Origin of the sequence: Ideonella oryzae, assembly GCF_024055665.1 — a bacterium.
Taxonomy (GTDB): Bacteria; Pseudomonadota; Gammaproteobacteria; order Burkholderiales; family Burkholderiaceae_C; genus Ideonella; species Ideonella oryzae.
Map to the genome: position 1 here is coordinate 12,867 of NZ_JAMXMC010000019.1, position 14,207 is coordinate 27,073.

Consider the following 14,207-nt stretch of genomic DNA (forward strand, 5'->3'; position numbering starts at 1 on the left):
CGTGGGACGGCCATCAGTTCCGGACGGGCTTGCCGGTCTGCAGCATGCCCATGATCCGTTCCTGGGTCTTGGGGTGCTCCAGCAGGCCGCAGAAGTGCTTGCGCTCCAGCGCCATCAGGTATTCCTCGGTCACCGGGGTGCCGGGGTCCACGTCACCGCCGCACAGCACTTCGGCGATCAGGCTGGCGATGTGGAAGTCGTGCTGGCTGATGAAGCCGCCGTCGCGCATGCCCACCAGGGTGGCCTTGATGGTGGCCAGCACGGTGCGACCAGGCGCTGCGAAGGGCTTGGCCACCGGCGGACGGTAGCCCGCGGCGGCCAGGGCCTTGGCCTGGCTGATGGCGACGAACAGCAGCTCGTCCTTGTTGGGCACGACGATGTCGCTGTCCAGCAGGTAGCCCAGCTTGCGCGATTCCAGCGCGCTGGTGCCCACCTTGGCCATGGCCGCGGCCTGGAAGCCTTCCTTCAGGAAGTTCAGCACGTAGCTGTCCGGCGCGCTGGCTGCGCCTTCGGCGGCACGGCGGGCGATGTAGGTCAGGCCGCCGCCGCCCGGCAGCAGGCCCACGCCCACTTCCACCAGGCCCATGTAGCTTTCCATGGCCGCCACGCGCTGGCTGCAATGCACCGCCAGCTCGCAGCCGCCGCCCAGCGCGATGCCGCGCACGGCCGCGATGGTGGGCACCTGGGCGTAGCGGAAGCGCAGCATCATGTCCTGCAGCTTCTTCTCTTCCGGCGCGATGCCCTTGGCACCCTTGGCCATGAAGACCGGCATCAGGGCTTCCAGGTTGGCACCGGCGGAGAACACGTCGTCCGGCGACCAGACCACCAGGCCCTGGTAGCCGGCTTCAGCGATCTCCAGCGCCTTGAGCAGGCCCTCGGTGACCGTGGGGCTGATCAGGTGCAGCTTGGCGGTGATGCTGGCGATGACGACCTCGCCGTCCAGCGTCCAGACGCGGACTTCGTCGTTCTTGAACAGCTCGGTGCCGCTCTTGAGCGGATCGACCGCGCCGCTGCCCAGCACGGCCTCGGGGAAGTACTGGCGCTGGTAGACCGGCAGGCTCGAACGCGGGATGTAGCTGCCCTGGGATGCGGACCACGAACCTTCAGGCGTGTGCACGCCGTTGCGGCCGTCGAACACCCAGGCCGGCAGCGGCGCGCTGCACAGGGCCTTGCCGGCGTCGATGTCGGCCTTGACCCACTCGGCCACCTGCTTCCAGCCGGCTTCCTGCCACAGCTCGAACGGGCCCTGCTTCATGCCGAAGCCCCAGCGCATCGCGAAGTCCACCTCGCGGGCGCTCTCGGCGATCTCGGCCAGGTGCACGGCCACGTAGTGGAAGGAGTCGCGCAGGATGGCCCACAGGAACTGGGCCTGCGGGTTGCTGGATTCGCGCAGCAGCTTCAGGCGCTCGGCCGCGGGCTTCTTCAGGATGCGGTCGACGATGGGGTCGGCCTTGGCGCCGCTCTCGACGTAGCTGCCGGTGGCCGGATCCAGACGCAGGATGGCCTTGCCGTCCTTCTTGAAGAAGCCGGCCTTGGTCTTCTGGCCCAGGGCGCCCTTCTCGATCAGCGCGGCCAGCACCTTCGGCGTGGCGTAGCTGCCGTAGAAGGGGTCGTCCTTCAGGTTGTCCTGCAGGGTCTTGATGACGTGGGCCATGGTGTCCAGGCCCACCACATCAGCGGTGCGGAAGGTGCCGGAGCTGGCACGGCCCAGCTTCTTGCCGGTCAGGTCGTCCACCACGTCATAGCTCAGGCCGAAAGCCTCGGCCTCGTGGATGGTCGCCAGCATGTTGGCGATGCCCACGCGGTTGGCCACGAAGTTCGGGGTGTCCTTGGCCCGCACCACGCCCTTGCCGACGGTGGTGGTGACGAAGGTCTCCAGCTGGTCCAGGTACTTGGCCTCGGTGGTCGGGGTCGGGATCAGCTCCACCAGGTACATGTACCGCGGCGGGTTGAAGAAGTGGATGCCGCAGAAGCGCGGCTTGATCGACTCGGGCAGGGCCTCGGCCAGCTTGGTGATCGACAGACCCGAGGTGTTGGAGGCCAGGATGGCGTGCGGCGCCACGAAGGGAGCGATCTTGTGATACAGGTCCAGCTTCCAGTCCATGCGCTCGGCGATCGCCTCGATCACCAGGTCGCAGTCCTTGAGCAGGTCCAGGTGCTCTTCGTAGTTGGCCGGCGTGATGCGCGCGGCGTCCTCGGCCACGCCCAGGGGCGCCGGCTTGAGCTTCTTGAGGTTGTCGATGGCCTTGAGCGCGATGGCGCTCTTGGGGCCTTCCTTGGCGGGCAGGTCGAACAGCACGACCGGCACCTTGACGTTGACCAGATGGGCGGCGATCTGCGCGCCCATCACGCCGGCGCCGAGCACGGCGACCTTGCGGACTTGGAATCGACTCATTGTTTCTCCTTGGGCGTCTTACTCGACGCGAATCCAGGTCTGGGTGCGGCCGAACAGCGGCGCACCGATGTAGCCACGCACTTCCAGCTTCTTGCCCTCTTCGATGGGCTTGAGCCGGACCTTGTAGACCTTGCCGTTCTTGGGGTCCAGGATGTCACCGCCATCCCACAGGCCCTTGTCGTCACCGTCCTGCTTGACGCTGCGCAGGATGGTCATGCCGACGATGGGCTGGCCCTTGCGCTCGTCGGTGCACTTGTCGCACACCTCGGCGGCCTTGGCCGGGTCGGTGATCTTCTCCACCTTGGCGGTGAAGACGCCTGCGTTTTCCACGATGCGGACCAGGGACTTCTCCTTGCCGCTTTCGTCGTCAATGGTGCGCCACAGGCCGGCGGGCGTGGCCTGGGCCCAGACGCTGCCAGTGGCGGCCAGCAGCAAGCTGGCCAGGATCAGTCGGGTCTTGTTCATCGTGCTTGTCTCCTGGTGTGTGGGGGGATCGAGCGGGGGATCAGAACAGCGCTTCGTCCATCGCCGTCAGCGGGGCGAGGCCCGCACGGCAGGTGCGGATCAGGCTGGCCGTCTCGGGCAGCAGCTTGGCGAAGTAGAAGCGGGCCGTGGCCAGCTTGGCGGTGTAGAAGGGATCGCCGCTGTCCTTCTTGGCCAGCGCGATCTTGGCCATGCGGGCGAACATGTAGGCGAAGGTCAGGTGGCCGACCACGCGCAGATAGTCCACGGCCGCGGCACCCACTTCGTCGGCGTTGCCCATGGCCTTCATGCCCACTTCCATGGTCAGCTTGGTGACCTTGTCGCCCAGGTCGGCCAGCGGGTTGATGAATTCCTGCATCTCTTCGTAGACGCCCTGGTCTTCGACGAACTCGGCGATCTTCTTGCCCAGCTTCTTGAGCTTCTTGCCGTTGTCGGCCAGCACCTTGCGGCCCAGCAGGTCCAGCGACTGCACGGTGTTCGTGCCTTCGTAGATCATGTTGATGCGGGCGTCACGGACGTACTGCTCCATGCCCCATTCGTGGATGAAGCCGTGGCCGCCGTAGACCTGCATGCAGTGCGAGGTGGCGATCCAGCCGTTGTCGGTCAGGAAGGCCTTGATGATCGGGGTCAGCAGGGCCACCTCATCGGCCGCCTCGGCGCGCACCTCGGCGTCCGGGTGCTTGAGTTCCTTGTCCAGCTGGATGACGGTGTAGGTGGCCAGGGCGCGGCCCGCTTCGGCGTAGGCGCGGGCGGTCAGCAGCATCTTGCGCACGTCGGGGTGCACGATGATCGGGTCGGCCGGCTTGTCCGGGGCCTTGGGGCCCGACAGGGCACGCATCTGGATGCGGTCCTTGGCGTAGACCACGGCGTTCTGGTAGGCCACCTCGGTCAGGCCCAGCGACTGCATGCCCACGCCCAGGCGGGCGGCGTTCATCATCACGAACATGGCCTGCAGACCCTTGTTGGGCTGACCGACCAGCGTGCCCACGGCGCCGTCCAGGATCATCTGGCAGGTGGCGTTGGCGTGGATGCCCATCTTGTGCTCCAGGCCGCCGCAGTAGATCGGGTTGCGCTCGCCCAGCGAACCGTCGGCGTTGACCTTGAACTTGGGCACCACGAACAGCGAGATACCCTTGGAGCCGGCGGGGGCGTCCGGCAGGCGGGCCAGCACCAGGTGGACGATGTTCTCGACCATGTTGTGCTCGCCGGCCGAGATGAAGATCTTCTGGCCGGTGATCTGGTAGCTGCCGTCGGCCTGCGGTTCGGCCTTGGTGCGCAGCAGGCCCAGGTCGGTGCCGCAGTGCGGTTCGGTCAGGCACATGGTGCCGGTCCACTCGCCGCTGACCAGCTTGGGCAGGTAGGTCTTCTTCTGCTCGTCGGTGCCGTGCGCGTGCAGGGCCTCGTAGGCGCCGTGGCTCAGGCCGGGGTACATCGTCCAGGACTGGTTGGCGCTGTTGAGCATCTCGTAGAAGCCCTGGTTCAGCGTGTGCGGCAGGCCCTGGCCGCCGTACTCGGGGTCGCAGGACAGCGCCGGCCAGCCCCCTTCGACGTACTGGGCGTAGGCTTCCTTGAAGCCCTTGGGCGGGCTCACCTCGTGGGTGCTCTTGTCCAGCACACAGCCTTCGGCGTCACCGGTGATGTTCAGCGGGAACACGACCTGCGAAGCGAACTTGCCGCCCTCTTCCAGCACGGCGTTGATGGTGTCGGCATCCACCTCGGCGAACTCGGGGATGTCCTTGAACTCGCTGACGACATCGAACAGCTCGTGCAGCACGAACTGCATGTCACGCAGGGGCGGGTTGTACTGAGGCATGGAACTCTCCTGAAGGGCCGGGGCGGGAAAAACGGGGGTGGAACGGGACTCAGCGACGCTTGCGCGCGGCCGGGGCAGCGGGGACGGCCAGGGCCGCCTCGCCGGCCGCCGCACGGGGCGACGCAGGCAGGGCGTAATCGGCCAGGATGCGGTCGAAGCCCTTGCGGGCACGGTCGACCGCGTTGGGCAGACGCAGGAAACGGGCGTCGTGGTGCAAGGCCAGGATCAGGCCGTGCATCTCGAACAGGATCTGGGCGACATCGACGTCCGGGCGCAACTGGCCGGCATCGGCCGCCAGGCGGATGGCGCGCGCCATGGCGTTGTGCCAGGCCAGCACCATGGCCGCCAGCGCGTCGCGCACCGGGCCGGGCCGGTCATCGAACTCCACCGCGCCGCTGATGTAGATGCAGCCGGAGTCCAGTTCCTTCGACACGCGGCGCACCCAGTTCTCGAACAGGGCGCGCAGGCGCGGCAGGCCGCGCGGCTCGCGCAGCGCCGGAAAAAACACCTCTTCCTCGAACTTCGTGTGATATTCGCGGATGACGGAGATCTGCAGTTCTTCGCGGGAGCCAAAGTGGGCGAACACGCCCGACTTGCTCATGCCGGTCACTTCGGCCAGCGCCCCGATGGACAGGCCCTCCAGCCCCATGTGCGAGGCCAGGCCCAGCGCCGCGTCCAGGATGGTGGCGCGGGTCTGCTGCCCCTTGTGGAGGGTGCGGTTGCCGGTGCTGCGGCGGGGAGTGGTGTCGGTCGTCACGGCGCTGATTATGAAACGAACGGTCGTGCTATTTTGCAGATTTTTCGGGAAAGCGCATCGGGATTACCCGGGGGTTCCTCCAGAGATCCGCCACACACCCCGGGCGTTCCCAGCCTGTCACAGCGGGTTTGCACCTATTTGACAGAGGCACCACACCCGAGCTTGAGAATGTCACGGCCGACGCGCTATGCTCAGCAGCTGAAGGAGTCGGCCACATCATGGATGTGTTGCAGCTGGACGTGTCGGGGCGCCCCCAGGCGTGGGTGACGGTCAAGGAAGCCGCCATCCTCTACGCCAGTGACGCCATTGCCTGGACCCTGGGCGAGGCTTGCCATGTGATGCGCGGCGGTGTGCAGCGCGCCACGGGCCTGCAGTCGCGCATCGAGGTCCATTCCATCATCGCGGTGCGCGGAGCCGTGCCCTCGCGGGCCTGGCGCAGCAGCCCGGCCCTGACCAACCCCAAGCTGTTCGTCCGGGACCGCTTCGTCTGCGCCTACTGCGGCGCGCATTTCGCTGCGGATGACCTCACCCGGGAACACATCATTCCCGTCTCGCGCGGCGGCGCGGACAGCTGGATGAACTGCATCACCGCCTGCCGCGGCTGCAACGGACACAAGGGCAACCGCCTGCCCGAGGAGGTGCACATGAGCCTGCTGTACCTGCCCTATGTGCCCAGCCTGCACGAGGACATGATCCTGCGCGGGCGGCGCATCCTGGCCGATCAGATGGAGTTCCTGCTGGCCAGCGTGCCGCGCAGCAGCCGGCTGCACGACTGAGCCGGTGGGGCCCCTGGCCCAGTCAGCGTTGCGCCGGCAGTGAACTTCCGGCCCGGCAACAACTCTTTACCAGGTGGCCCCCGGCGAACAGCCGATGGCTCGTGCACCATGAAGCCCTGTCAACGGGAGGCACTGTCCCGCCGTTGGCCCTTACGATCATTCCAACCGAGTTCCGATGATGAAACGCCTCGCTCTTGCCCTCATGGTCGCTGCCAGCCTGGCGGCCTGCACCACCACCAGCCCAGACGTCATCCAGCGCGGTGACGCGCAGCGCCTGTCCACCGTGCAGGACGGCACCATCCTCAGCATCCGCCCGGTGACGGTGGACGGCACCCAGAGCGGCGTGGGCGGCGTTTCCGGCGCGGTGGTGGGCGGCGTGGCCGGCTCCAACATCGGCGGCCCGCGCTCTGGGGCCATCGGCGGTGTGATCGGCGCCGTGGCCGGTGCCGTGGTGGGCAACGCCATCGAGCGCGGCACTACCAAGGAAGATGCCTACGAGATCCTGGTGCAGCTGCGCAACGGCGACCGCCGGGCCATCGTCCAGGCCAAGGGCTCTGAAACCCTGAACCCGGGCGACCCGGTGATCATCGTGACCACCGGTGGCAAGGCCCGCGTCACCCGGGCGCCGGCGGTCCAGCCCTGAAGCGCTGAACCCTCCGGCGCGGCCCCGGCTGCTCAGCGCAGCGGGGCCGTGTCGTCCACCGGCAGCGGCGCGTCCAGCTGCAACAGCAGGAACTCGTTCGGGTCGGGCACGCCGGCCGTCTTGCTGCTGCCGGGGTAGTTGTTGTCGTTCATCACCAGCAGCGTGTTGGCGTCCATCACCAGCACGTCCTCGATGGTGACGAAGGGGAAGGTGAACAGGGTCTGGCCGTCCTGGTTCAGGTCGTGCGGATCCTGGATGGACATCAGGTCCACCACCGCCTGCTTGGCCACGCAACCCTGGCCATCGCGCTGGTTCAGGTCGATCAGGAAGATCTTCTTGAAGCGCGGCTCCTCGGTGCCGTTGCGCTCGATCACCAGGAACTGGTGGTCGTTCACCGCCGTCATGTCGCCGATGTTGGTGCCTTGCGGCTCCAGCGCATAGCACCACTGCTGGCCGGTGTAGGTCTCGCTGTCCACGTCGAAGGCGTTGATGCGCAGCGTGCACGCCGGGTCGCCGGTCACGGTGCCTTCCAGCAGCGTGAACAGCGTCGTGCCGGCCCGGTTGATGGCCATGCCCTCGAAGCCCCGCGAACTGCCCAGCGTGGGCGTGGCGCTGCCCAGGTAGGGGTTGTCGGGCGACATCACGCCGGCCATCGGCACCTCGCGGCGCAGCACGCGGCCACGGGCATCGGTCTTGACCAGGAAGGGGCCGAACTCCTCGCCGAACCAGTAGTGGCCGTGGTGGTCCACCCGCATGGACTCGATGTCCAGGTCGGCGCCGGTCAGCCAGTGGCCGGCCCGGATGCGTTCATCCACCGGGATACCGGCCTGGCCGGGGCCGCTGCCGACATAGGGATAGGCCTGCAGCTGGTTGATCTCGGTGAAGCCCAGGCGACCCAGCGGATCGGCCAGCGTGATGTGGCTGCGGGCGCTGAAGCTGGCCAGACGCCGGCCGCTGTCCACATCCACCGGGCGCACGGCGCCGGTGCCGGCCACGCTGCGGCCGTTCCAGCGCCGGAAATCCGGCGCCACGGTGTAGACCCGCAGCACCGCATCCGGCGAATTGGCCTTGGTGCCGAAGCCGTTGTCCGGCATGACGCGGAAGGTGCCCGGGCGCGGTCCCGGCAGCACGGCCGAGAAGCCCTGCACCGCCTGCTGATTCACCAATGGCAGCGTGCGGCCATTGGTTGAGCTGACGAACTGGCCCGAGGTCGGGCCGGGCGAGAAGGTGTCGGCCGGCAGGCTGGCAAAGCCGACCAGTTCGGTGGCCTGAGTCAGGCCGGCGGCGCACAGGGTCGCCAAAGCGACGGCGCGCAGCGCCAGAGACGCACGTGAGGACATGAAGGAACTCCCTGGGTTGTGGTGGGTGTTCCGCCATGCTCGCGGCCTGCGGTGACGCTCCGTTGACCGGCCCAGCGGCCATCCGGGCCAGGGCGGCCCGGACGGTCAGGACCAGCGCAGGCGGCGCTCGGTCCAGCGGGCCCGCCACAGGGCCAGGCACTCGCCCAGCCCGGCCAGCAGGGCCAGCGCCACGACCAGGCCGTGAAACAGACGTTGCACAAGAGACAGGGGCTGGGGCATGGCGGCACCCTCGGATGACAGCGACAGGCGCGACCGTAGGCCGTCTGCATGACATGCCCGTGACACACGGCCCGGCTAGCCTGTGCCGAACAGACAACCCGAGCCTCTCTCCTGCCCGCAGGAAAGGCCCGCCCCCGTGCCGCTGCCCCTGTCCTCCCTGCGCGAACTGCAGACCCTGGCCGCCCAGGCCGGCCCGGCCGCCACCCTGCACACGCTGGGGCAGGTGCAGGCCCACGGACACAGCCTGCCGCTGTGGGCGCTGAGCCTGGGCAACCCCGATCCCGCCGTGCCGGCGGTGGCCTATGTGGGTGGCGTGCACGGGCTGGAGCGCATCGGCACCGAGGTGGTCCTGTCCTACCTGCGCAACCTGGTGGCCCGCCTGCCCTGGGACGCCACGCTGCAGCACCTGCTGCAGGGCCTGCGCCTGCTCTTCGTGCCGGTGGTCAACCCGGGCGGCCTGCTGCGCGGCACCCGCGCCAACCCGCGCGGCGTGGACCTGATGCGCAACGCGCCGGTCGAAGCCCACCCGCCCGCCCCCTTCCTGCTGGCCGGCCACCACCTGAGCCCCGCGCTGCCCTGGTACCGCGGCCGGGCGGGCGAGCCGATGGAGGCCGAAAGCCAGGCCCTGTGCGACGTCATTCGCCGCGAGCTGTTCGGCCGCCCCCTGGCCATCGCGGTGGACTGCCACTCCGGCTTCGGCCTGCGCGACCGGCTGTGGTTCCCCTATGCCCACACCGCCCTGCCCATCGACCACCTGCCCGAGTTGCATGCACTGGTGCAACTGTTCGACCAGAGCCTGCGCCACCACCCCTATGTGGTGGAGCCGCAGAGCCGCCAGTACCGCACCCACGGCGACCTGTGGGACCACCTGACGCTGCAGGTCCGCCGAGAACACCCCGAACAGGTCTTCCTCGCGCTGACGCTGGAGATGGGCTCCTGGCTCTGGGTCAAGAAGAACCCGCGCCAGTTCTTCAGCCGCCAGGGCATGTTCAACCCCCTGATTGCCCACCGCCAGCAGCGGGTGCTGCGCCGCCACCACCTGCTGCTGGACTTCCTGGCCCGCGCCGCGCTGGGCGCGCCGCACTGGCTGCCCGATGACCCCGCGCGGGACGCCCACCTGGCCCAGGCCCTGGACCGCTGGTACCGCCTGCCGACCCCATGACCTCGGTTCTTCCCACCACCTGGGTGCTGCTGCGCGGCCTGACCCGCGGCGCGGGCCACTGGGGTGACTTCCCCGCCCGCTGGCAGGCCGCCTGGCCGGGCCGCCGGGTGCTGGTGCCCGACTGGCCCGGCAACGGCGCGCGCTGGGCCGAACGCAGCCCGGCCACGGTGGCGGGGCTGACCGAGGCGCTGCGGCAGGATCTGCGGGCCCAGGGCGTGGCGCTGGGCACCGAGCCGGTGGGCGTGCTGGCCCTGTCGCTGGGCGCCATGGTCAGCTGCGACTGGGCCCGGCGCCACCCACAGGAACTGGCGGCCGCCGTGCTGGTCAACACCAGTCTGCGGGGCCACAGCCCCTTCTGGCAGCGCCTGCGGCCAGCGCGCTATGGCGGCCTGCTGCGGCGCAGCATGCTGCCCACCCCGGCCGAGGACTGGGAGCGGCATCTGCTGGCCATCACCGCGCCGCTGCACGCCCACAGCCCCGGGGCCGCCGCCACACGGGCCGACTGGGTGCGGCTGCGCCAGAACCAGCCGGTGAGCCGGGCCAACACGCTGCGCCAGTTGGCGGCAGCCCTGCGCTACCGCCCCCCCGTCACACCGCCCTCGGTGCCGCTGCTGCTGCTGTCGGGCGCGGGCGACCGCCTGGTCCACCCCGCCTGCAGCGCGGCCCTGGCCCGCGCCTGGGGCTGCCCGCTGCGCACCCACCCGGAGGCCGGCCACGACCTGCCGCTGGACGCGCCGGACTGGCTGATCGAACAGGTCCGGCACTGGCTGCAGGCCGAGGCACCCACCGACCAGTGACTTTCCAGTTCCAGGACAGGAACGGACAGAGCCTGACCATCCCCTGCACGGCAGCCCCGGTCCGCAGGGGCAGAAGACCCCTCCGAAAATGACCTGTCTCAAGTGGTAAGGGCCGCCGAGCCCTCCGGAGTTTCCCGCAGGGTTCCGGTTTCAGGCACGCGACTTGAGTTCCATCCGGTTCCAAAGCCCCCCTGGTGGCGGGGCGACAACGAGGAGCCAACCTGATGGAAACGTTTTACGAGGTCATGCGGCGGCAGGGCATTTCACGCCGCAGCCTCCTCAAGTACTGCTCACTGACCGCCACCTCCCTGGGGCTGGGCCCGGCCTTCGTGCCGCAAATCGCCCATGCCATGGAGACCAAGCCCCGCACCCCGGTGCTGTGGCTGCACGGCCTGGAATGCACCTGCTGCTCCGAGAGCTTCATCCGCTCGGCCCACCCGCTGGCCAAGGACGTGGTGCTGTCGATGATCTCGCTGGACTACGACGACACGCTGATGGCTGCCGCCGGCCACCAGGCCGAGGCCATCCTTGACGAGATCATCACCAAGTACAAGGGCAACTACATCCTGGCCGTCGAGGGCAACCCGCCCCTGAACGAGGACGGGATGTTCTGCATCCAGTCGGGCAAGCCCTTCATCGAGAAGCTGCAGCGCGTGGCCAAGGACTGCAAGGCCGTGATCGCCTGGGGTTCCTGTGCCAGCTGGGGCTGCGTGCAGGCCGCCAAGCCCAACCCCACGCAGGCCACGCCCATCCACAAGGTCATCACCGACAAGCCCATCATCAAGGTGCCCGGCTGCCCGCCGATCGCCGAGGTGATGACCGGCGTGATCACCTACATGCTCACCTTCGACAAGATCCCCGAGCTGGACCGCCAGGGCCGCCCGAAGATGTTCTACAGCCAGCGCATCCACGACAAGTGCTACCGCCGGCCGCACTTCGACGCCGGCCAGTTCGTCGAGGCCTTCGACGACGAGAGCGCGCGCAAGGGCTACTGCCTCTACAAGGTCGGCTGCAAGGGCCCGACCACCTACAACGCCTGCTCCACGGTGATGTGGAACGAGGGCACGAGCTTCCCGATCAAGGCCGGCCACGGCTGCATCGGCTGCTCGGAAGACGGCTTCTGGGACAAGGGCTCGTTCTACGACCGCCTGACCACCATCCACCAGTTCGGCATCGAAGGCAACGCCGACAAGATCGGTGGCACCGCCGCCGGCGTGGTGGGTGCCGCGGTGGCTGCGCATGCCGCCGTCTCGGCCGTCAAGCGCCTGAGCACAAAGCACGACCAAACCACCGACGCCTGAGCGCCGCCACCCCACACCGAAGAATCACCGAGGAATTTCCATGGGCGTCATCGAAACCCAGGGCTTCAAGCTCGACAACACCGGCCGCCGCATCGTGGTGGACCCGGTCACCCGCATCGAAGGCCACATGCGCTGCGAGGTGAACGTCGACAAGGACAACATCATCCGCAACGCCGTCTCCACCGGGACGATGTGGCGTGGCCTGGAGGTCATCCTCAAGGGCCGCGACCCGCGCGATGCATGGGCCTTCGTCGAACGCATCTGCGGCGTCTGCACCGGCTGCCACGCCCTGACCAGCGTGCGTGCCGTGGAGGACGCGCTGGGCATCAAGATCCCGCTGAACGCGCACCTCATCCGCGAGATGATGGCCAAGACGCTGCAGGTGCATGACCACGCGGTGCACTTCTACCACCTGCATGCGCTGGACTGGGTGGACGTGGTCTCGGCCCTGAACGCCGACCCGAAGAAGACCAGCGAGCTGCAGCAGCTGGTCTCGCCTTCGCACCCGCTGTCCTCGCCGGGCTACTTCCGCGACGTGCAGAACCGCCTGAAGAAGTTCGTGGACGCCGGCCAGCTCGGCCCCTTCATGAACGGCTACTGGGGCTCCAAGGCCTATGTGCTGCCGGCCGAGGCCAACCTGATGGCCGTCACCCACTACCTGGAGGCGCTGGACCTGCAGAAGGAATGGGTGAAGGTGCACACCATCTTCGGTGGCAAGAACCCGCACCCGAACTACCTGGTCGGCGGCGTGCCCTGCGCCATCAACCTGGACGGCACCGGCGCCGCCGGCGCCCCGATCAACATGGAGCGGCTGAACTTCGTCGAGGCCCGCATCCAGGAGATGATCGAGTTCAACAAGAACGTCTACCTGCCCGACGTGCTGGCCATCGGCACGCTCTACAAGCAGGCGGGCTGGCTGTACGGCGGCGGCCTGTCGGCCACCAACGTGGCCGACTACGGCACCTACGAGAAGGTGCCCTACGACCACAGCACCCAGCAGCTGCCCGGCGGCGTCATCCTGAACGGCAACTGGGACGAGATCCTGCCGATCGACCCGCGCGACCCCGAGCAGGTGCAGGAGTTCGTGACCCACAGCTGGTACCAGTACGCCGACGAAACCCAGGGCCTGCACCCCTGGGATGGCGTGACCGAGCCCAGCTTCAAGCTGGGCGCCAACACCAAGGGCACGAAGACCGCGATCGAGAACATCGACGAGTCGGCCAAGTACTCCTGGATCAAGTCGCCGCGCTGGCGCGGCCACGCCGTGGAAGTGGGCCCGCTGTCGCGCTACATCCTGGCCTACGCCCACGCCAGCAAGGGCAACAAGTACTGCCAGCGCCCCAAGGAGCAGCTGGAGTTCTCGGCCCAGATGATCAACAGCGCCATCCCCAAGGCCCTGGGCCTGCCGGAGACGCAGTACACCCTCAAGCAGCTGCTGCCCACCACCATCGGCCGCACCCTGGCCCGCTGCCTGGAAGGCCAGTACGCCGGCGAGATGATGCACGACGACTTCAAGCAGCTGGTGGCCAACATCAAGGCCGGCGACACCGCCACCGCCAACGTCGAGAAGTGGGATCCGTCCACCTGGCCCAAGGAAGCCAAGGGCGTGGGCACCGTGGCCGCGCCGCGCGGCATGCTGGGCCACTGGATCAAGATCAAGGACGGCAAGATCGAGAACTACCAGTGCGTGGTGCCCACCACCTGGAACGGCTCGCCGCGCGATGCCAAGGGCCAGATCGGCGCCTTCGAGGCCTCGCTGATGAACACGCCGATGGTCAACCCCGAGCAGCCGGTCGAGATCCTGCGCACCCTGCACAGCTTCGACCCCTGCCTGGCCTGCTCCACCCACGTGATGAGCGAGGACGGCTCCGAGATGTGCACCGTCAAGGTCCGCTGATCAGACAAGGAATTTCCCCATGAAACGCATCCTGACCGCCACCGCCCTGCTGGGCACCACCACGCTGGCCCTGGCCCACCCGGGCCATGGCGCCGAGACCCTGGCCGACGGCCTGGCCCATCCCTTCGGGCCGGACCACCTGCTGGCCATGGTCGCCGTGGGCCTGTGGTCCGCCGCGGCCCTGTCCGGCGCCCGCCGCTGGCTGGGCCCCTTGACCTTCCTGGCCGCGATGAGCGTCGGCGCCCTGCTGGGCGTGGCCGGCGTGGTGCTGCCCGGCGTGGAAGCCGGCATCGCGCTGAGCGTGGTGCTGTTCGGCGCCATGCTGGTGCTGGGCACCCGGCTGAGCAGCCGTGCCGGCCTGGGCCTGATCGCCTGCGCCGCCCTGCTGCACGGCCTGGCCCACGGGGCCGAGCTGCCCGCCGGTGCCAGCTTCGCGGCCTACGCCGCCGGTTTCCTGGCCACCACCAGCGCCCTGCACCTGGCCGGCCTCGGTCTGGGTCAGGCCCTGCGCCAGGCCAAGGCCGTGGTCTGGCAGCTGCTGGGCGGTGGCCTGGGCCTGGCCGGCCTGCTGATGCTGGTCCGCATCTGACCGCCCCGCGTCGG

The 14,207-nt window shown here is 68.6% G+C and carries 13 protein-coding genes; 7 read left to right on the forward strand and 6 right to left on the reverse strand.

All coding sequences use genetic code 11. From position 1 onward, the window contains the following. Window positions 1–13: 13 nt before the first annotated feature. The 4 genes from M0L44_RS21325 to M0L44_RS21340 are packed head-to-tail and all read right to left on the reverse strand — an operon-like array spanning window position 14 to window position 5,457. Window positions 14–2,395, reverse strand: a complete 2,382-nt coding sequence (locus tag M0L44_RS21325) for a 3-hydroxyacyl-CoA dehydrogenase/enoyl-CoA hydratase family protein (RefSeq protein WP_252772202.1) — start codon at window positions 2,393–2,395, stop codon at window positions 14–16. Between the two features lie 18 nt (window positions 2,396–2,413). Continuing rightward, window positions 2,414–2,860: a DUF2147 domain-containing protein gene (locus M0L44_RS21330; protein ID WP_252772203.1), complete on the reverse strand. Its 447-nt coding sequence runs from the start codon at window positions 2,858–2,860 to the stop codon at window positions 2,414–2,416. A 40-nt stretch (window positions 2,861–2,900) separates the two neighbouring features. Then, complete coding sequence (locus M0L44_RS21335) at window positions 2,901–4,691, reverse strand: acyl-CoA dehydrogenase C-terminal domain-containing protein (RefSeq protein ID WP_252772204.1); 1,791 nt, start codon at window positions 4,689–4,691, stop codon at window positions 2,901–2,903. A gap of 49 nt (window positions 4,692–4,740) precedes the next feature. Further along, window positions 4,741–5,457, reverse strand: a complete 717-nt coding sequence (locus M0L44_RS21340; protein ID WP_435526453.1) for a TetR/AcrR family transcriptional regulator — start codon at window positions 5,455–5,457, stop codon at window positions 4,741–4,743. A 209-nt stretch (window positions 5,458–5,666) separates the two neighbouring features. Here M0L44_RS21340 and M0L44_RS21345 point away from each other — a divergent pair, with 209 nt between their 5' ends. Continuing rightward, complete coding sequence (locus tag M0L44_RS21345) at window positions 5,667–6,224, forward strand: HNH endonuclease (RefSeq protein ID WP_252772206.1); 558 nt, start codon at window positions 5,667–5,669, stop codon at window positions 6,222–6,224. A 178-nt stretch (window positions 6,225–6,402) separates the two neighbouring features. After that, entirely contained in the window at window positions 6,403–6,867 is a 465-nt protein-coding gene (locus M0L44_RS21350; protein WP_252772207.1) for an outer membrane lipoprotein, read from the forward strand. A gap of 32 nt (window positions 6,868–6,899) precedes the next feature. Here the strand turns inward: M0L44_RS21350 and M0L44_RS21355 are convergent, their stop codons facing one another. Beyond that, a complete protein-coding gene (locus M0L44_RS21355) occupies window positions 6,900–8,207 on the reverse strand; it encodes an esterase-like activity of phytase family protein (protein WP_252772208.1) in 1,308 nt (435 codons plus the stop codon). Between the two features lie 105 nt (window positions 8,208–8,312). Beyond that, on the reverse strand, window positions 8,313–8,447 hold the full coding sequence (locus M0L44_RS22040; protein ID WP_256490419.1) for a hypothetical protein: 135 nt from the start codon (window positions 8,445–8,447) through the stop codon (window positions 8,313–8,315). 136 nt (window positions 8,448–8,583) lie between these two features. Between M0L44_RS22040 and M0L44_RS21360 the strand changes: the two genes are divergently transcribed. The 5 genes from M0L44_RS21360 to M0L44_RS21380 all read left to right on the forward strand — a co-directional run bounded on the left by M0L44_RS21360 (window position 8,584) and on the right by M0L44_RS21380 (window position 14,193). After that, window positions 8,584–9,609 carry a M14 family zinc carboxypeptidase gene (locus tag M0L44_RS21360; RefSeq protein WP_252772209.1) on the forward strand — a complete coding sequence of 342 codons (1,026 nt, stop codon included), beginning with the start codon at window positions 8,584–8,586 and terminating at the stop codon, window positions 9,607–9,609. Beyond that, window positions 9,606–10,406 (forward strand): alpha/beta fold hydrolase, encoded by an 801-nt coding sequence (locus M0L44_RS21365; protein WP_252772210.1) that lies wholly within the window; start codon window positions 9,606–9,608, stop codon window positions 10,404–10,406. Before M0L44_RS21360 ends, M0L44_RS21365 begins: the two co-directional genes overlap by 4 nt. Window positions 10,407–10,630: 224 nt before the next feature. Beyond that, window positions 10,631–11,707, forward strand: coding sequence for a hydrogenase small subunit (locus tag M0L44_RS21370; protein WP_252772211.1), 1,077 nt, complete (start codon window positions 10,631–10,633; stop codon window positions 11,705–11,707). Between the two features lie 40 nt (window positions 11,708–11,747). Beyond that, the gene (locus M0L44_RS21375) at window positions 11,748–13,604 is read left to right on the forward strand and encodes a nickel-dependent hydrogenase large subunit (RefSeq protein ID WP_252772212.1); all 1,857 of its coding nucleotides are present in this window, start codon (window positions 11,748–11,750) and stop codon (window positions 13,602–13,604) included. Between the two features lie 19 nt (window positions 13,605–13,623). Further along, entirely contained in the window at window positions 13,624–14,193 is a 570-nt protein-coding gene (locus M0L44_RS21380; RefSeq protein ID WP_290429072.1) for a HupE/UreJ family protein, read from the forward strand. The last annotated feature ends 14 nt before the right edge of the window (window positions 14,194–14,207 follow it).